This is a genomic window from Kribbella endophytica (assembly GCF_054781295.1).
Genome location: NZ_BAAGUR010000001.1, coordinates 2,160,373 through 2,178,408, shown reverse-complemented (window position 1 = coordinate 2,178,408; position 18,036 = coordinate 2,160,373). Strand labels below are relative to the sequence as shown.

The following is an 18,036-nucleotide window of genomic DNA, read 5'->3' as shown; positions in this document are numbered from 1 at the left end:
CGGAACGCCCGGCCGGGGCCTCTTGTCGTGCGTGCGGTTACAGGCTGGCTGCGATGCTCCGGCAGGTGGCCAGGGTGCTGGCTCCGTCGGCGGCGCACTGGTCCCACTTGACCGCCTGGTTCTGTGCGTGGTCCGCGGCCCCGAGGGTTCCGGTGACCTCCTGGTGCGTCGCGGCGAAGTGGCCGTCCGACGCGCTGTCGGTCCACTCCCCGCTGGCCAGGTTGCTCGCCGCGCGCAGTTCGTCCTCGGCCATCATCGTGCGGTCCGACGAGACGCCGCGCAGGGACTGCGCGGACATGCCGATCCCGCTGAAGGCCTGATAGATCTCTGGCATCGGTGGTTCTCCTTCCGGTTCGTCAGGCGGTCAGCGAACCGACGCTGTTGACCGCCTGGACGTTGCTGGCGATGGTGTTGTCGTACTGCGAACTGATGCCGGAGACGCCGGCGGACCGGTTCTCCACCCGCGCGTGGTGCGGACGGACCCCGCTCTGCCAACCGTCACCGACCGACGACGCGGCGGTGTAGCCCGGACCGCGCCACGAACCGTTCAGGTCCATCGTGGTCGAGGCCGCCCGGGTCGCGTTGCCGCCCAGGTCCTGCCCGTACGCGTTGGTGCGGTTCGCGTGCTGGGTCATGCTCTCGGTGAAACCCTGGATGAAGTCGCTCATCCTCTGCTCCTTCCTGGTGGTGGTACCTCCCGCCAAGGTAGGGACGGCCGTCCCCGCCCCGGTCCCGGCGACACCTTCCTGCCACCACCGGCCGGTCCCCGGTCACGCCCGTGATGATCGAAGCGGAGCGAACCCGTGGAGGTTGACGATGGCAACAGTGGTGGTACGTCGCCCGATGCGGCGCCCCGCGCCCGAACTGCCCGGTGGCGAGTTGCTGCTGGAGGCGCCGCCCGAGGTGCCGGAACCGGGTGGCCGGCAGTGGACGCAGATGCTGATGGTGCTGCCGATGGTGGCGATGATGGGCGCGATGATGCTGATGTTCTCGGGCAGCATCGCGAGCAGCCTGCGCTACGTCATCTTCGGCCTGTTCGGCCTGGCCATGATCGGGATGATCGTGGCCGGCGTCTTCAGCCGCAACGGCGGCGCCGGCAAGGTCGAGATGGGCCAGGCCCGGCGGACCTACCTGCGACACCTTGCCCAGCAGCGATTGCGGCTCGGCCGTTCCGTCGACCAGCAGCGTGAGACGCTCCACTACCTGCACCCCGATCCCCGATCTCTGTGGGCGTTGGTCAGCAGCTACCGGTTGTGGGAACGCCGCCAGGACGACCCCGACTTCGGCGTCACCCGGATCGGCGTCGGCCGCCAAGGACCGGCGACGACGATCGTTCCGCCCGACACCCAGCCGCTGGAGCGGCTCGAGCCGTTGTCGGCCCTGGCGCTGCGCCGGTTCGTGTCGACATACGCGACGGTGTCGAACCTGCCGCTGGCGATCGCGGTGACCGGCTTCGCGCGGATCTACCTGCCCGGCGACGAGGACCGGTCGCGGTCGCTGGCCCGGGCGATGGTCGCGCAGCTCGCCTCCCTGCACGCGCCGGACAACCTGCGGATCGCGGTCTGCACGAGCGCCGAGCGCCGGGAGGAGTGGGACTGGGTCAAGTGGTTGCCGCACGCCCTCCACCCCGACCGCAGCGACGCGCTCGGGCCGATCCGGCTGATCGCGCCGACGATCACCGCGCTGGAGGCGATGCTCGACGACCTGCTGACGAACCGCCCTCGGTTCGATCCGGACACCGCGGGCGGGGTCGCCGGGCCGCATCTGGTCGTCGTACTGGACGGTGGGATCGCCGACGGGTCCGACCACCTGCTGGCCGGCCCGGGTCTGGAGGGCGTGACGGTCGTCGACCTGACCTTCCCGCCACCGCGGGCGATCGACTCCAGCGCGATCAGTCTCGACGTCGAGGCCGACGGCGCCATGCACGCCGAGACGATGGACGGCGCGGAGCCGATCGGCGAGGCCGACACCCTCGACCTCAGTACGGCGGAAGGCCTGGCCCGGCAGCTTGCCCCGTTGCGGCTGACGGCCGGTGCGCACGGCGAGCAACCGCTGAGCGCCGACCTCGGTCTGGCCGAGCTGCTCGATCTCGGCGACCCGTTCGAGTTCGATCCCGAGGACACCTGGCTGCCGAAGCCGAGCCGCGATCGGCTGCGGGTCCGGTTCGGGCTGCGGTCGGACGGACAGCCGATCGAGCTGGACCTGAAGGAGTCCGCGCAGGAAGGGATGGGACCGCACGGCCTGCTGATCGGCGCCACCGGTTCGGGCAAGAGCGAGCTGCTCCGCACGCTGGTGCTCGCGCTGGCGATCACCCATCCGCCACGGTCGCTCAACTTCGCGCTGGTCGACTTCAAGGGCGGCGCGACCTTCACCCGGCTGGACAAGCTGCCGCACACCAGCGCGGTGATCACCAACCTGGCCGAGGAACTACACCTGGTCGACCGGATGGCCGACGCGATCAACGGTGAGCTGCTGCGCCGCCAGGAGCTTTTACGGGCTGCAGGCAACTATTCGTCGCTGCGCGACTACGAGAAGGCGCGGGCCGCCGGCGCACCGCTGGACGAGGTGCCGACGCTGCTAGTGATCTGCGACGAGTTCAGCGAGCTGCTCACCGCCCGGCCCGACTTCATCGACATGTTCGTCCAGATCGGCCGCGTCGGCCGGTCGCTCGGCGTTCACCTGCTGCTGGCCAGTCAGCGGCTCGAGGAGGGCCGGCTGCGCGGGCTGGAGACGCACCTGTCGTTCCGGATCGGCCTGCGGACCTTCTCCGACATCGACAGCCGTACGGTGCTCGGCGTCAACGACGCGTTCCACCTGCCTCGCGCCCCCGGTCACGGGTTCCTGCGGGTCGGCACCGAGCAGATGGACCGCTTCCGTTCGGCGTACGTGTCCGGTGTGCATCGGCGTCCGGTGCCTGGTGCTCTGCCGGTGCTCGGCGACGAGAGCGTGGAGCTGCTCGACTACTCCAGCGCGTACGTCGCACCCGCGGTCGAGCAGGACGAGGACGAGGTCACCGACCCCGACGGCGTGTTCGACGAGACCATCGGCGAGAGCCTGATGGACGTTCTGGTCGACCGGTTCGAGGGCAAGGGCACACCCGCGCACCAGATCTGGCTGCCGCCGCTGGACGAGGCGCCCGCGCTCGGCACGGTGCTGCCGACCGGACCTGCGGAGTACCCGATCGGCCGGTTCACGCCCGGCCGGCTGCAGATCGTCGCCGGTGTCGTCGACCGCCCACTCGAGCAGCGCCGCGATCCGCTGCTGCTCGACCTGTCCGCCGGCGGTGGTCACGTGGCCGTCGCGGGCTCGGTGCAGAGCGGCAAGAGCACCGCCCTGGTGAGCATGATCAGCGCGCTGGCCCTGACGCACTCGCCGCGCGACGTGCAGTTCTACTGCCTCGACTTCGGCGGCGGCGTCCTGACCGGCATCCGCGACCTGCCGCACGTCGGCAGCGTGGCCGGGCGCCAGGACGTCAACGCCGTACGCCGCAGTGTGATCGAAGTGCTCGGCATCGTGGCCGAGCGCGAGAAGACCTTCGCCCAGCTCGGCATCGACAGCATGGAGACCTACCGGGAACGCCGCAGACAAGGCGATCTCGCCGACCTTCCGTACGGCGACGTGTTCCTGGTCGTCGACGGCTGGGCGACGATCCGCAACGACTTCGAGGACCTGGAGCAACTGCTCGCCGACATCGCCACCCGCGGGCTGGCGTACGGCGTCCACCTGATGGTGAGTGTGGCGCGCTGGTTCGACCTGCGCACCAACGTCCGGGACCTGTGCGGCACCAAGCTCGAGCTGCGGATCGGCGACCCGATCGACTCGATGGTCGACCGGCGGGCCGCGGCGCTCGTACCGGAAAGGGCGCCGGGACGCGGGATCATCACCGGGCGGCACCAGTTCCTCATCGCGGCACCACGGCTGACCGAGCCGCAGGGCGAGGAGCGCGTCTCGGTCGGCCTGGCGCAACTGGTCCGGACGGTCACCGAGGCCTGGCCGGGCGTCTCGGCACCCGAGGTCCGCCTGCTGCCGTCCGACGTACCGTACGAAGCGGGCAACGGCGCGAGCTCGAAGGAGGCCGGGCTGGCCGTCGGCGTCGCCGAGCGCAGCCTCGAACCGGTGCTGCTCGACCCGAACGCCAACCCGACGTTCATCCTGCTCGGCGACACCGGGTCGGGCAAGACCGCCTTCCTGCGGACGCTGAGCCGGCGGATCGCGGAGACCTACGCCCCCGACGAGGCCTGCCTGCTGGTCATCGACCACCGCCGCAGCCTGCTCGGGTCGGTCGAGGGCCCCAACCTGCTGGGCTACGGCACCGGCCACCAGGTCACCGAGAACCTGATCAACCGGCTGGTGCAGATCCTGGAGGAACGGCTGCCCGGGCCGGACGTGACCCCGCAGCAGCTGCGCGAGCGGTCCTGGTGGCAGGGCCCCGACGTGTTCGTCCTGATCGACGACTACGACATGGTCGCCACCGGCGAAGGACACCCGTTGATGCCGCTGCTGCCCTACATCCCGCAGGCGGCCGACATCGGGCTGCGGATCTACGCCGTACGGCGGACCGGCGGCGCGATGCGCGGCCTGTTCGAACCGGTGCTGGCCAAGATCCGCGCGGTCGGGTCGCCCGGGCTGCAGCTGTCCGGCAGCCGTGACGAGGGCATCCTGCTCGGCGGCCTGCGGGCCCAGCCACTGCCGCCCGGCCGGGGCTTCCTGGTCAACCGGCAAGGCGACAGTCAGCTGGTCCAGCTGACTCATCCCCCGTCGGACGACCGGTCCGAGTGACGGCCGGCCGACGTCAGTTCCCCGGTGCGGCCGGAGCCGCACCGCAGCAGAAGGAGGATCGATGGCAGGCGAATTCATCAGTGCACGCGAGACCGACGACATCGGTACGTTCAGCGGCCAGCTCGGAACGGTCGCGGGCAACTTCGACAACTACGCCGGCACCGCGGCCCAGAAGGGCGGAGGCGCGACCGGGGTCAGCTCGATGGCCGAGGGCGCGGCGTTCATCACCAGCGAGCAGCAGGCCCGCCAGACGCTCGGTCAGTTCATGACCGCCACGTCGCAGGGCCTTCACGGGTACCAGTCCGCGGCCGGCGCGACCCATCAGAACTACGCCGGCGTGATCACAGCGAACACCGCGACGATGAACGCGCTGCTGAAGCCCCCGACCGGGCCGATCACCACCGACCCACGGTTCGTCACCCCCGACCCAGGAGGGAACTGATGGCGAAGACCAGTTACAACGACGGCGCCGGCGTCACGAGTGCCACGACGCTGGACCAGTTGGAGGCGGCGCTCAACCAACTGTTCACGGTCGCGTCCGGCGAGCAGCGCATGGTCGCCTCGGTGACCGCGTCGAAGGAGGCGTGGGCCGAGGCGGGCAAGGGCATCTTCGACGCGTCCACGGAACTTCCGCGAACCACCAAGCAGGTGATGACGTCGTGGACGGACGACGCGGCGGAGCTGTTCAGCGGGCGCAGTGAGCGCTCGGCGAACTCCCTGGCCAGCGCCCACGGGAAAATCGTCGGACCGGCCTCGGGGCCGTCCGGTGGCTCCGGGGTGGTCAACGCCCTGACCTCGCTCGCCGACAACATCACCCGGACCGTCGAACAGGCCGCGGTGATCAAGACCGAGGCCGACCGGCAGATCCAGTTCGCCCGTCAGTACGCGGCGAACACGATCAACGAGCCCGGGGCCGCGATGGTGGCCACCGAGTCCGAGATCGCCAACCAGTACGTCGACCAGATCCGGCCGACCGTCGCTCGTCTCGGGGACGCACTCGATCTGCTGGGCACGATCTACGAAGGCACCGGCCAGCAGATCACCTCCGCGGCCTCGCAGCTCGTGTGGGACGGCCCGGGCGCCGGCAACGGCGTACCGCCTGGCGGTGGTCCGGGCAATCCGGCTGCTGCCGGTCCGGCTGGTGCTGGTGGAGGTCCCGGTGGCGGGGCCGGCGGACCCGGTGGTGCTGCGGGTGGTCCAGGTGAGGCTGCGGGTGGTCCCGGTGGAGGTGCAGGTGGGCCTGCCGACGCGACGGGCGGTCCTGGTGGGGCTGCAGGTGGTCCCGGTGGTGGAGCCGGTGGAGCTCCGAGTGGACCGGCGGACCCGGTCGGTGGCCCTGGCGGGGCCGGCGGGCCTGGCGGTACCGAGCTGACCCGGCTACCACCGGGTGGGCTGCCGAACGGTGGCCTGCCGACCCTCCCGAACGGTGGGCTTCCGAACGTCCCGACACCCACCCTGCCCAACAACGGTCTGCCCCTGCCTCCGTCCTGCGGGCTGCCGCTGATGCCGATCGGGTCGGGCACCAACGGCCAGGGCTCGAACGGCTCGGGTCTGGTGGGCAAGGGCAAGCTGGGCCCGCTCCCCGCGCTCGGCAAGGCCGGCGGCGGGCTGGGTGGAGGTGGCGGCCTCGGCGGTGGCGGCGGCCTGGGTGGCCTTCGCGGCGGCGGTGGTGACCTCGGCCTCGGCAAGACCGGAGCCGACCTGCGGGGAGAGCAGATGATCCCGCGGGCCGGCGAGCAGATCGCCCCACCCAACCAGACCGGCGTCGGCCGGGGGCCCACGGGCTCCGGCTCGGCACTCGGTACGACGGCTGCCGGTACGGGCGGCGGTCAGCCGGCGGGCGGTTCGCCGATGATGCCGCCGATGGGCGGCGCGGCGGGTGCCGGTGGCAGCGGTCGCGGCGGCAAGCCGGGCACCGGTGCGATCCGGCCGGTGAACCGGAAGCGCAAGGCGCAGGAGGACGAGACGCCGGGTGTGCCGGTCGGCCTGCGCGGCAAGGCCGGGCGGGACCTGCCCGGCGCGTTCCCGATGCTCCCGGTGAACAACCGGCGGCGTAAGGACGAGCGGGACAAGCCGATCGACACCATCCAGCTGCTCGACGAGGAGCTGTGGAAGGTCGAGGAGGCCGAGGCAGTCGAGACACAGAAGCGGGTCGGCCGCCTGGCCACCTGACCCGCACGGCAACCGGCCCGGACATCAACCGATGTCCGGGCCGGTTCTTCGTGCCAGGGAGTTCAGCGGACCGGGCGGACCGCGGCGGCGGGGTCGAGGCCGCTGCCCTGGGGAATGCGCGCTACCAGCTGGGCCGGGATGCGGACGGGCACGACTCCCTTGTAGCCAAGGGCTTCCAGCAGGGTCGGGTCGGCCAGCGGGTAGGTGCGGCCGAGGTCGGTGATCACCGAGACGGTACCGGCCTTGGCCTGGTCCGACGGCATCGCCTCGACCACGGCGGCCGCGCCGGGCTCGACCAGGACGCGGTCGGCCAGCGCCGTACCGAGTTTGCCGCGCTTGACCGTCGCCGCAGCTGCGTCACGCATCGGCATCGCGGCGTCGATCGCGATCGACGGCACCGGATCACCGGGCTGGTAGCTCGCGCAGACCGTCCCCTGACCGTTGCGCGGAGCAACGAAATTGGGCCGGCTGCGCGGCGTCTGCCCCTGGTCGGCGGCGGTCGACGGCGACTCCGCGCGGCTCAGCGACAGCAGCCCGATCTCGAACGCGCTCGGCGACTTCCCGCCGTACGCCGCGGCAACCGGGCGGTACGCCCGCTGCACGTCGTACTGCAGCGCACTGATCGGCCGCAGCTTGTCCTTCAGGGCCACGTAGTGCTGCCGCGCGCCGCTGGCCGTGGTCACGACGAACAGTTGGCCGATGCGCACCCCACCCCGATCTTGCACCGCGTACGACGGTTTGCCGGTGCCGGCGATCGCCAGTGGCGCGATCGGCTCCCCGTCGGGCAGCGCGGCGACGAACGCGGCGCCGACCCGGGCCCACGGCTCCGACCCGAGCGCCAGGCCGACCGTGGTGGTGTCGGACTTCTGGATCCGGTGCCGGTAGCCCTTCCAGATCAGGTACCAGTCACGCGTCTCGATCACCTCGACGAGCATCGCGGCGTCCACCATCGCGGACGCGCCACCCGGCCGGGACCCGACCATCAGCACCGACTCGCTGCTGGCCGCGCCGCTGCTGTCGAGCGCGGGCTCGGAGCACAGCGTCCATCCACCGGTGAGCAGCCGCTTGCGGTCCGGCAACGCGTCCGGAGCGTCCTCGATCCCGATCAGCGGTCCACGGGGTACGTCGGCCAGCGAGCGGCGCGACACCCGGCGTACCTCACCATTCTTGCCCAGGGCAAGCAGTGCGGAGGCGTAGTTGGTGACCGGGTGCAGATGCCCGTCGACGTACACGAACCGCGTCCCGGTCTCCTTCTCCACCACGACCACATCGCCGCCGCTCCAGGCCTTGCTGCCGCCGGGCACGATCAGGCCGTAGACCCCAGCCACGACCAAGGCCAGTACGAGGATCGCGACTCCGCCGAAAGCGGCGGCGAGTGGGCGCTTGAACGGCGGCTGCTCCGGGTCGGTCTCGCGGGTGACCAAGGCCGACACCATCCGCTGGACGGAGAACTGGTGAGACTGCAGCTGGTCCTTCCTGGTCGCCATCTCAGCCTCCCCAGCCCCGGACCACGCCGTACAGGCCGAGCACCGCCGCGGCCACCGGGATCAGGGCGAGGACCACCACGATCTCGAGGACCTCGGCGTAGCGGCTCAGGTACGGACTGGGCCGGCGGTTGCTGTAGCGCAACCCGAAGAAGACGGCCAGGCCGGCCAGCAGGAGCAGGCCGGGGGCGATCACGGCGACCGGGTCGGTGAGCTGCCGGGTCAACGGTCCCAGGGCCAGGCCGGTCGCACCAGTCACGGCCGGGATGAGCAGCAGCAGTCGCTGCTTCACGATCGGGTACAGCCGGGTGCGCAGGAATGCTCCGGCGCTGAGCAGGCAGACCAGGATCGTTGCGGACCTGGTCTCCGCCATCACCAGCAGGACCTCGCAGACCGAGAGCACGATCGACAGTCCGGCGAGCATGCCGGTCAGCAGGCCGTCGGCCCGGACCACTGCGCCGTACACGTCTTTGCGAGGTGGCAGCGGGTCGTCACGGACGAGGTCCATGGTGGTCCGCGGGAGGATCGGCATCGGCAGCCTGCCCATTCGGAGCGCCAGCGACGCGAGCACCGGGGAGAACGCCAGCAGCGCCGCACCGAGGATCGCAGCGACGTCCCGGCTGTCCAGCGCCTCGGACGTCCCGATCCAGCCACCAAGCACACCCAGTACGCCGGTGGCAGCAGCCGCGACGAACAGCACCGCCCCGTCGACCACCCCGAGGTAGCACCCGACACCGGCCAGCATCAGTGCCGCGCTGCCGGCCAGGACCTGCGGTGCGCCGATCGCCGGCCAGGCCGCCGTACCGGCGAGCAGCAGACCGCCGCCGAGAGCCGCACTGGGCAAGGCGATGCCACCGACCATCGCGCCGGCTCCGGAGTCGCCGACCACGCGTGCCAGGGCCACTGCACCGGCGACCAGCACCACCGTGGTGATCAGCAACCACCCAGCCGGCTCGTGCCACGGCGCACCCATCCGCAGGATCGTCACCGCGACCACGACCAGCGCGGCCGCCGCGCAAACCAGTCCGGCGAGTCTGGTGTGCCAAGGCGACCAGACGGCACCCAGCCGGCCTGAGCCCGAGGCGACCGCGTCCACCAGGTCGTCGTACTCAAGCTCCGGCCACTCCAGCTGCCGTGGCACCATGTGCAGGATCTCGCCGTCGCGGATCCGGTGGGAGCTCAGACTGCGGCCCAGGACGAGCTCACTACCGTCGGCACGACGCAGTACCCAGCCGCCGCCCGGTGCGCCCTCGTCGGCGAGGTGCTCGCCGGCTTTCATCAGTACGCCGGGTAGCACCTCGGCCACCGTCGACTGCTCGGGCAGCGCGAGGTCGAGCCGGCGCTGCGGGGTCGCGACCGTGACGCGGAGAAGTCCGGTGATGTTCATGGCAACCTTCCGTGGTCCACTTCCCTTCCACTGCACACTTTCGGCGTACGACGGCCCCGGCGGGCGCTGCTGACCTCTTGCGGCCACTCCCTCCGGCCAGCGGCCCCGGCTGGCTACGGTCGGTCGAACCAGCCGATGCCGGAGGAGGCCGCCCGTGGAGCCGTTGCTGATGCCCGTCGGGCACGACGTAGGGGTGCTCCACGCCGCCGACGGCGGCCGGCGCCAGCAGATCCGTGCCGGGATGAATCTGGTCGAGCTGTCCGATCCCGAGTACGTCGTCTGGCTGCTGGCCCACGGCACCGGCGACCAGGACCGCCCGACGCGCTCGTCGGTCGCCGCCGCGTCCGAGCGGCTGGAAGTGAGCCCGGCCGACTTCAAGGCGATCGCCGATCAGCTGCTGTTGGTCGGCCTGCTCGCCGAGGTGGACCCCGAGGCCGGGCCGGCCGTCGACTTCGCCCAGCGACACCAACTGGTACCGCTGCTGATGGGACTCGGACCGGACCAGGAGCAGCCCGACCTGCAGACGATCGGCCTGCTGGGACAGCCGATCGCCCAGGTGTCCGGTGCTGTGTACGACGTGTGGGCGTGGGCGCACCTGACTCCGCACTTGTGGATCGCCTGCCAGGACGCCGCCGAGGTGGCCCGCCGGGTCGGGGTGACCGCTCCGGAGGAGACCGAGGCTCGTGAGGTGCTCACCGGGATGCTCCGGTCGGTGCACGGACTGCTGTGCGTCCGCGCGGCGTACCTCGACCGAAGAGGCGTGGCCTGATGAGTACGACGATCTTCCCGGTCGGCCACTACACCGGACTGCGCGCGGCCGAGGACGGACCGCCGTCGCACTCGGTCCGGGTCGGCTGGCAGCAGCACCGGTTGGAGGAGGACGCGTTCGGCACCTGGGTGCTCGCCCACGGGCTCCGCGAGACCGGCAAGGACAAGTGGACCGAGGCCGACGTGCTGGGCCAGGCGGAGCAGGCCGGGATCGCCGGTGCTGCAGGGCATCTCGAGCAGCTAGCCGGTCTGGGACTGGTGGCGAGCCCGGACGACGTTGAGCAGTTCGCGCGGGGACACCGGCTGGGGGTCATGTTCGTCGGTCTGGGGAACAGTCCGGAGCGGCCGGACGAGTTCGCCGTCGGCCTGCCCGGGCTGGGCACCGCTGCGGTGCTGGACGCCGGCAGCTACGAGCTGTGGCAGTGGGGATCGATCGCGCCGACGCTCTGGGACGTCTGGGAGGTGCGGTCAGCGGCCGGGCCGATCGACGGACTCGGAGACCTGCGGTACCTGGTCGCGAACGGCTGCGCCTACCTGGATGTCGCTGCGGCGACCTGAGGCAGGTGCGAGGATGACAGCGATGGCCGAGATCCCGCTGGAAGCGCTGGTGCCGCGGGCGAACGGTCCGGTGGCCAGCGTGTTCCTGCTCGCCCCGGCCGTCGCCGGTGGGCGCACGATGGTGCTGAAGGTCTACCCGCAGCCGCTGGACCGGCGCACCTACAACGGTGTCGAGGTCGAGCAGGCGAAGCTGGCCGGGCTGCGGTCGTCGCGGTCGATCGTGCTCGTCCAGGGGCTCGACGAGCTGCCGGACGGGCGGACCGGGCTACGGATGGAGTTCTGCCCGCAGGGCCTGCGTGAGCTGGTCGCCGGCGGGCCGCTGCCGATCGGCGACGTCGTCGTACTCGGTCAGATCCTCTCGTCGGTCCTGGCCGAGGCGCACGACATCGGACTGGTCCACGGCGGTGTGACGCCGAGCAACGTGCTGGAGCGGGCCAGCGGGCAGCCTGCGCTGAGCGACTTCGGGCTGGCGCTGCGGCTGCGGTTCCCGCGCGATCTGATGGGCGATGCGGCGTACACAGCACCGGAGGTGCTGCGGGACGGTGAGCTGTCCGAGCAGGCGGACGTGTACGGGCTGGGCGCGACGCTCTACCTCGCGCTGGCCGGGCACTCGCCGTTCCCGGTTCGTCCGGGTGAGACGCCGGACGACGTCGTACTGCGCGTACTACGTGAGCCCGTCCCCGCTGTGTCCGGTCGCGATGTGCCGGCCGGACTGACCACGCTGCTGAGCCGGATGATGGCCAAGGAGCCGGACGAGCGGCCGACCGCGGCGGAGGCTGTCCACGAGTTCGAGGCCCTGCTGCTGGCACCGCAGGAGACCGGGGACGACGACCTGGACTTCGACGACTTCCGAGACGAACTGGCGTCCGCGCGGGTAGCGGACGTTCCGCAGGTCGCGGCTGTTGCGCTGGCCAGGCCGCCGAAACCTCAACGGGAGAAGGGCTGGCGGCCCTCCAAGGGGTTGCTGATCGGCGCGGGCGTCGCGGCGTCGCTTGCCGCCGTACTGGTGGTCATGCTGCTGCCCAAGGGCGATCCGCAGAGCACGCCGCCTCCCGTGGTGACTCGGCCGCAGTCGGTGCCGGCGGTGACGCCGTCGGTGACTCCCGCTGTCCGGCTGGAGCTGAAGCCGCCCAAGGACAACGGCACTTCGGTCGAGCTGGAGTGGACCAGCTCCAAGCCGCTCACCTACGCGCTGAACATGGCCGAGCAGGGCGGCAAGGACGCCCAGACCACCTACCGCGGCACGGGGACGTCGATGACCGTCCGCGTGAGCCCTGGCCTGCTGTACTGCTTCGAGGTCCAGGCCACCGACGGTACGGCGGTCTACATCAGCGATCCGCAGCCACTGCGCGGCGCGACCTGTCGCCGCCGCTGAGCCTCCACAGACTCCGCAGCTCCAGGGCCGCCTGCAGCCGGTCCGCCAACGGCCGGGACCGCAGCCCACGCCGTACCTCCCGTACGCCGGCCCAGGCGTCCCGGCTGACCTCCGGACCCACCTGACCGCCGGACCACAGCGCCTGGTCGACGCTGTTCGCCACGACAGCCAGTCCGGCCGAGGCGCGCTCGTCGGTGACGTCCTCGGCGGCCACTGCCAGGTCCCGCACGGTCATGCCCGAGGTCACCGCCACCCCGTGCGCCCGCAGCCGGTCGCGGGCCTCCGCCCACGCCCCGACCACGCCGGCGTTGCCCAGGCGCCGCTTACGCCGTACTGCACGCAGGGCCTTCAGCAGCGGTACGCCGAGCAGCCAGAGCAGCAGCAACGCTGCCGACGCGATGAAGATCCCCAGCACCGGCACATCGGGTGTGTCCCAGCCGGGGTTGTCGCTGGACGACTTGGTAGGCGGCGCGACCTCCGGGTCCTCGATCTCGTTGACCGGCGGCACCTCCCGGCGCGCCTGGTCCGTCACGTCGGTGTCGCTACCCGGTGCGACGCTCTTGCCTGACGCAGCCTGGCCGGACGGGTCCAGCGGCCACCAGCCAACGCCGTCCACAGCCACCTCGGGCCAGGCCAGCGCGTCGGCGTTCCGGACCGTGTACCAGCCGTCTGCGTCGGCAGTCGTGGGGGCACGGAAGCCGACGACCAGCCGGGCCGGGATGCCGTTCGCTCGCGCCAGCGCGACGTATCCGGCGGCGAACTGCTCGCTGGTCCCCGGCTCGTTGTCGAGCAGGAACCGGCGCAGCTGCGGCCAGCTGTGCCCGGTCGGCAGCGGATCGGTCGACGCGAGCTTGTACCGCTTGCGCATGAAGCTCTCCAGCGCGAGCGCCGTCGCGAACGTAGCCCGCCGACCGGCCAGCGCGTCGGTGGCCAGAGCCGCCACCTCGTTCGGTACGGCGCCGAGGTCGCCCAGCCCGCCAGGCGCGTCCGGGTCGATCCCCGAGGCCAGCAGGAGCTTGGCGTCGACCTTCGGCTTCGACCAGGTCAGCTCGTAGCGGTCCGGCACCTCACCGGTCAGCAGCGTGCCACCGATCGGCTCGATCTGCGGCTCGCTCGCGCCGTGCACGGACGACGGCAGCAGCTGGCCAGGCAGCCAGGGCCCGCGCAGTTCCTTCACCTCGACCTCGGCATGCTGCGGCTCGACCTGCACCCGCACCTCGGGTCCTGGCGTCAGCTCGGATCCCAGCCGCAGGATCGGGTGGTCGGTGGTCCAGTTGGCACCGTCGAAGTTGTCCAGTGCAACCTGTCGCCACCGCCCGACCGGACTGGGCGCCTGGTAGCGGAACACCACAGTGTCCCTGCTCCGCTTGTCGAGCCGCCCGGCCAACTCGTCCAGCGGGCTGGCCTGCCGGGTGGCCGGGGCAGCAACGCTCTGCGCCTGCTGCAGCGTGTACGGCGTTCGCTCCAGCGGGTCGGCAGCGCCGACGGCCAGTGCACCGACGATGGCGACCACCGTCACGACTGCGCCGGCAATCACCGGCGTCAAGGAACGCTGAGGCTTGCGCGACGAGTCGGGGACCAGCAGCGCGGCGATAACAGCACCGAAGGCCAGAGCGACCAGTACGGCGGTGAATCCGCTCAGCGCGATGTAGGCCTGGGAGATGCCGGCCACTGCCACGCCAGGGAGCACGCCGACCAGCGGCGGCGTACGGTCCAGCAGCTCGACGACGAGCAGCGCGGCGAGCAGGACGAGCAGCGGGACAAACACCACGAGGTCCGGATCAGGCCTGGCGGGCCAGGTCGACTCCAGCGTCAGCTGCCAAGCCGTGAGCCCGCGGCCGAGCGCACGGATGGTCTCGCCGGTCGGCAGCCCGGCGAGCGTCGTACCGCGGAGCACTGTCTCGATGGTGGCGAGCAGACCGGCCAGGACAACCAGCAGCGGTCGCCAGGTCAGCAGGGTCGGCCGGTAGCGACATAGCTCGGTCACTGCGTAGACGGCCAAGCAGACAACGAGAACGGGCAACAGCAGTGAGGTCAGTCCGAAGACCGGGCCGAAGCACAGGCCTCCGACGGCAACGGCTGCCAGCGCAGCGGCAGTCCTGCGGCGGGTGCTCACCCGATCACCCCGCTCCACTGCGTCAGCGCCTCAGCAGCGTCGGCGGCGAGGATCACTCGGGCACCGAGGATCGGCGCGACGCCGTGCGCCGGGCCGAGGCCCAGCACGGTCACCGAGCCGTAGCGGACCAGCAGCGGCGCCAGGTCGCTCGCCGTACCGTGGGCGCCGGTCACTACGACGATTGCTCCGCCGCTCGAGGCTCCGGTCGTCAGAGCGCGCGGCAGGAGTGCTGCGCGCTCGTCGCTCTGCTGGACCACGCACAGCTCGTCCAGGAACTGCCGGGAGGCCAGCGCTCCACCAGCTGCGGCCAGATCGGTGCCTGCTGAGGTCAGCAGCCGGCAGCGGTGGCCGGCCATCGAGGCCGCGAACAGGATCGACGCGGCGACCTCGACCGCTTCCTCAAAGGTTGCCTCGGGCAATGGTTCGGTGCGGGTGTCGAGCAGGACGGTCAGCCGCGGCTGGTCCGGGTCGACGTAGTCGCGGACCATCAGCTGGCCGGTCCGCGCGCTCGCCTTCCAGTGCAGGTGCCGGACCTCGTCGCCGACGACGTACGGGCGGACGTCGCGCAGGTCCGCGGAGCCGCGCAGCGAGTCGTCAGCGGTCCTGCCGATGTGGTGGTGCCGCGGGCGCCCGGCGACGACGGTGCGGGTGGGGTGGCGCTTCGGGTGGACCCAGAGCACGGCGGTCTCGCCTGTCGCCGTGCGGTTGCGGGCCAGGCCGAGCGGGTCGCTGCGCTCGAGGGTCAGTGGGCCGACCTGGATCCGGCCGCGGCGCGAGGTCGGCAGTTCGTACCGGTACGTCGCTTCGCTGTCCGGGCCGAGTCGGCGGATCGGCACCTGGCGGCGCTCGGGGCCGGCCGAGTCGTGGGCCGCGAACGACGGCTGCCAGCGGGTGCCGGTGTTTCGGACGCGCAGGGTGGCGAGCGCCGGGCGGCCGCGCTCGACGCGGTCGGGCGAGAGGTCGCGCTGCACGGAGACCTGCGGGCGCCGTACCGTCAGAATGGTTGCTGCCAGCAACGCTCCGAGGCCGATCCCGCCGAGCGCCCGGAAGAACGTGTAGCCGGCCAGCTCCCCGAGGCCGTAGGCCAGCAGAGAACCGATCAGCACGGCGACACCTCGCCCGGTCGGACGCATCAGCCCTCCCAGGTGATGTGGTCGGACTCGAGCTCGACACCTGGTCCGTCCACGGTGACCCAGACCTTGTTGCCGACATCGTCGTTGTAGAACTTGTTCACCACGACCGAACCGCTGGCATCGGCGGTCAGTTGGTCGCCACCGCCCTTGTGCAGCTCACCGTAGGTGGTGGTGTAGCCCTGGAAGGTGTAGCTGGCACCCGGCTGCAGACCGCGCGCGACGATGTGGATGTAGTGGCAGTACTCCGGCCGGCAGTTGTCGTCAGGGTTCTCGGTGAACGCAGGGCCCTGGCTGATCGTCAATGTGGGGCTGCCGCTCGTACCGGCGACGCCTGTGACGGTTGCTGGCGCCCCGATCACCAGGCCGCGGCCCGGGACATTGGTGACCGCGCGCACCTGGAACGTGTAGCGCTTGCCGTTGTCCAGGCCGGTCCACCGGTAGCTGGTCTTCGACGTGTTCTCCGGGTCGCCGTCCAGCGTGACCCCGTAGCGCACCAGCGAACCACCGTTGAGGTTCGGACGCCGCCAGGTCAACGTGATCGCTCCGGACGACCCGGTGGCGCGCAGGGCGACCGGCGGGTCGGCTGGGCCGCCGAGAGTGACGCTCGCGGCAGATACCCCCGGGCCGGTGCCGACGCGGTTCCGCGCGCGGACGGTGAACGTGTACGACTGCCCGTTGGTCAGACCCGAGACCACCAGCCGCCGCGCGGACGCTGTCGCCGTCCGGCTGCCACCTGCCCACGACACGACGTACGCCGTGATCGGTGCGCCGTTGGCGGAGGCGGTGGACCAGGTGACCGTCGCCGTGCCGTCGCCTGCGGTGGCGGCCACGTTGCCGGGGGCACCTGGTCGTCCGGCCCGCACCGTCGGCTTCGGCGGTGGCTGAGTCGGCTTGCGGGTCGGCGGAGGCTCCGGCGGCTCGGTCTTGCGGGTAGGGGGCGGCTCGACCGGTCGCTTGGTGCCCTGCGGTTGCACCGGGCGCCGGGTGGTCGACTGGACCGGTGGGGGCGCGACGGGCTTCTCGATGGTCTTCTGCGGGACCTCAGGCCGGACCGGTTGCAGCGTCGGCTTGTCAGGCGTCGGCTTGTCGGGCTTCGGGTCCTCGCCCTTGCGCTTGACCGGCCCGGAGGTCTCCACCTCGGTGACATCGCCGTTGTCGTCGACGACCAGGACGTGCTCGCCTGCCAGGCTGTCGACGTACAGGCGGGAGTCGTCACCACGGCTCAGACCGGGGCGCTCGCCCGGCTTCACCTTGGCCAGCTTGGACGGCGCCGGGATCGGCCGCCGCTTCTCCTGCCCACCGCGGCTGTCGAGCGTGACCAGGCTCTGGTCGGCGGAGTCCACCAGCGCCAGCGTCTCGCCCGACGAGGCGATCTGGTCGTACCGGCCGGGCTTGAGCTCCTTGACCACCGGCTCGGCGTCCGCCTTGCCACTGGTCAGCTCGGCGGTGTCGATCAGCTGCAGCGTGTTCTTGGTGACGATCGCGATCCGTCCGTCGACGTCGTTCGACGCGACGATCGAGCTCTGGCCCAGGTCGAGCGCGGCCAGCGAGACCGTTCGGCCCAGCCCGTTGCTACCGACGGTCTGCATCTGCCGTGCGGTGGTGTCGACGAACACGGCCTGCTCGCCCACCAGCGTCAGCGAGCCGCTGTGCCCGGCCGGAATCCTCGCCGTACAAGCGATTCGGGCGCTGGAGATCGGCAGCTGGCAGAGCTGACCTGTGCTCCAGCGGTGCAGCCAGACCGTGCCGTCCGGCGTGACGACCGGCTGGCCGACCGGACCCTCCGTCGAGACCACCATCGGGTTCTCACCGAACCGCTGGACCTGCCCGGCCTGCCGGTAGATCGCGTACGCCGAGCCGGCCGCGGTCAGCGTCACCGGCCGTTCCAGTGCGGGCGCCGGGAGCGGGTCGGCGACCCGCAGGTCGGACTTGCCGAACCCGATGATCGATCCGTCCGCCAGGACGTAGCCGTCCTTGTCCGTCTCGACCACCTGAGCGCCCGGCCCGGCCCCGGGGACCTGCACCTCGGCCTCGACGCTCTTCGTTCCGCCGTCGATCTTGAACACCTTGCCGAGCGTGCTGTTGTAGACGAGGTGACCTGACTGGGTGAACCGCATGCCGCTCAGATCCGCACCGGCGCCGGTGACCGCGATCGTCGTCACCGCCATGCAGCCCGCGACGACAGCAGCGAGCGCCATTCGTGCTCGCACCTCCGGGCGGACCTTGCGCATGCTTTTCTCCCCGTTCGACTTGCTCGGACTACG

13 protein-coding genes are annotated in these 18,036 nt (G+C 71.4%); 6 read left to right on the top strand and 7 right to left on the bottom strand.

Annotated features, from left to right (window positions below):
• Window positions 1-37 precede the first annotated feature (37 nt).
• On the bottom strand, window positions 38-334 hold the full coding sequence (locus ACYVIO_RS10370) for a hypothetical protein (RefSeq protein ID WP_363667727.1): 297 nt from the start codon (window positions 332-334) through the stop codon (window positions 38-40).
• 22 nt (window positions 335-356) lie between these two features.
• Window positions 357-668: a hypothetical protein gene (locus ACYVIO_RS10365; RefSeq protein ID WP_460650455.1), complete on the bottom strand. Its 312-nt coding sequence runs from the start codon at window positions 666-668 to the stop codon at window positions 357-359.
• A 148-nt stretch (window positions 669-816) separates the two neighbouring features.
• Here ACYVIO_RS10365 and eccCa point away from each other — a divergent pair, with 148 nt between their 5' ends.
• From eccCa to ACYVIO_RS10350, 3 genes are all read left to right on the top strand, one after another.
• The gene (gene eccCa, locus ACYVIO_RS10360; RefSeq protein ID WP_460650454.1) at window positions 817-4,779 is read left to right on the top strand and encodes a type VII secretion protein EccCa; all 3,963 of its coding nucleotides are present in this window, start codon (window positions 817-819) and stop codon (window positions 4,777-4,779) included.
• A 61-nt stretch (window positions 4,780-4,840) separates the two neighbouring features.
• Window positions 4,841-5,221, top strand: a complete 381-nt coding sequence (locus ACYVIO_RS10355) for a hypothetical protein (RefSeq protein WP_460650453.1) — start codon at window positions 4,841-4,843, stop codon at window positions 5,219-5,221.
• A complete protein-coding gene (locus ACYVIO_RS10350) occupies window positions 5,221-6,951 on the top strand; it encodes a hypothetical protein (RefSeq protein ID WP_460650452.1) in 1,731 nt (576 codons plus the stop codon). The genes ACYVIO_RS10355 and ACYVIO_RS10350 overlap by 1 nt, the downstream gene beginning before the upstream one ends.
• 62 nt (window positions 6,952-7,013) lie before the next feature.
• On the opposite strand, the gene eccB is transcribed toward ACYVIO_RS10350, so the two are convergent.
• Both eccB and eccD read right to left on the bottom strand, forming a co-directional pair.
• Complete coding sequence (gene eccB, locus ACYVIO_RS10345; protein WP_460650451.1) at window positions 7,014-8,438, bottom strand: type VII secretion protein EccB; 1,425 nt, start codon at window positions 8,436-8,438, stop codon at window positions 7,014-7,016.
• A 1-nt stretch (window position 8,439) separates the two neighbouring features.
• Entirely contained in the window at window positions 8,440-9,822 is a 1,383-nt protein-coding gene (gene eccD, locus ACYVIO_RS10340; protein WP_460650450.1) for a type VII secretion integral membrane protein EccD, read from the bottom strand.
• Window positions 9,823-9,976: 154 nt separating this feature from the next.
• Here eccD and ACYVIO_RS10335 point away from each other — a divergent pair, with 154 nt between their 5' ends.
• Genes ACYVIO_RS10335 through ACYVIO_RS10325 form a run of 3 tightly spaced genes read left to right on the top strand, consistent with a single transcriptional unit; the run spans window position 9,977 to window position 12,523 of the window.
• Window positions 9,977-10,591 (top strand): hypothetical protein, encoded by a 615-nt coding sequence (locus tag ACYVIO_RS10335; RefSeq protein ID WP_460650449.1) that lies wholly within the window; start codon window positions 9,977-9,979, stop codon window positions 10,589-10,591.
• Window positions 10,591-11,148, top strand: coding sequence for a hypothetical protein (locus tag ACYVIO_RS10330; RefSeq protein ID WP_460650448.1), 558 nt, complete (start codon window positions 10,591-10,593; stop codon window positions 11,146-11,148). Before ACYVIO_RS10335 ends, ACYVIO_RS10330 begins: the two co-directional genes overlap by 1 nt.
• 13 nt (window positions 11,149-11,161) lie before the next feature.
• Window positions 11,162-12,523, top strand: a complete 1,362-nt coding sequence (locus ACYVIO_RS10325; protein WP_460650447.1) for a protein kinase domain-containing protein — start codon at window positions 11,162-11,164, stop codon at window positions 12,521-12,523.
• Here ACYVIO_RS10325 and ACYVIO_RS10320 read toward each other — a convergent pair.
• The 3 genes from ACYVIO_RS10320 to ACYVIO_RS10310 are packed head-to-tail and all read right to left on the bottom strand — an operon-like array spanning window position 12,477 to window position 18,003.
• Window positions 12,477-14,639, bottom strand: a complete 2,163-nt coding sequence (locus tag ACYVIO_RS10320) for a transglutaminase family protein (RefSeq protein WP_460650446.1) — start codon at window positions 14,637-14,639, stop codon at window positions 12,477-12,479. The two genes, ACYVIO_RS10325 and ACYVIO_RS10320, sit on opposite strands and share 47 nt — an antisense overlap.
• Window positions 14,636-15,772, bottom strand: coding sequence for a DUF58 domain-containing protein (locus tag ACYVIO_RS10315; protein ID WP_460650445.1), 1,137 nt, complete (start codon window positions 15,770-15,772; stop codon window positions 14,636-14,638). Before ACYVIO_RS10315 ends, ACYVIO_RS10320 begins: the two co-directional genes overlap by 4 nt.
• Window positions 15,772-18,003 carry a fibronectin type III domain-containing protein gene (locus tag ACYVIO_RS10310; RefSeq protein ID WP_460650444.1) on the bottom strand — a complete coding sequence of 744 codons (2,232 nt, stop codon included), beginning with the start codon at window positions 18,001-18,003 and terminating at the stop codon, window positions 15,772-15,774. Before ACYVIO_RS10310 ends, ACYVIO_RS10315 begins: the two co-directional genes overlap by 1 nt.
• Between the last annotated feature and the right edge of the window lie 33 nt (window positions 18,004-18,036).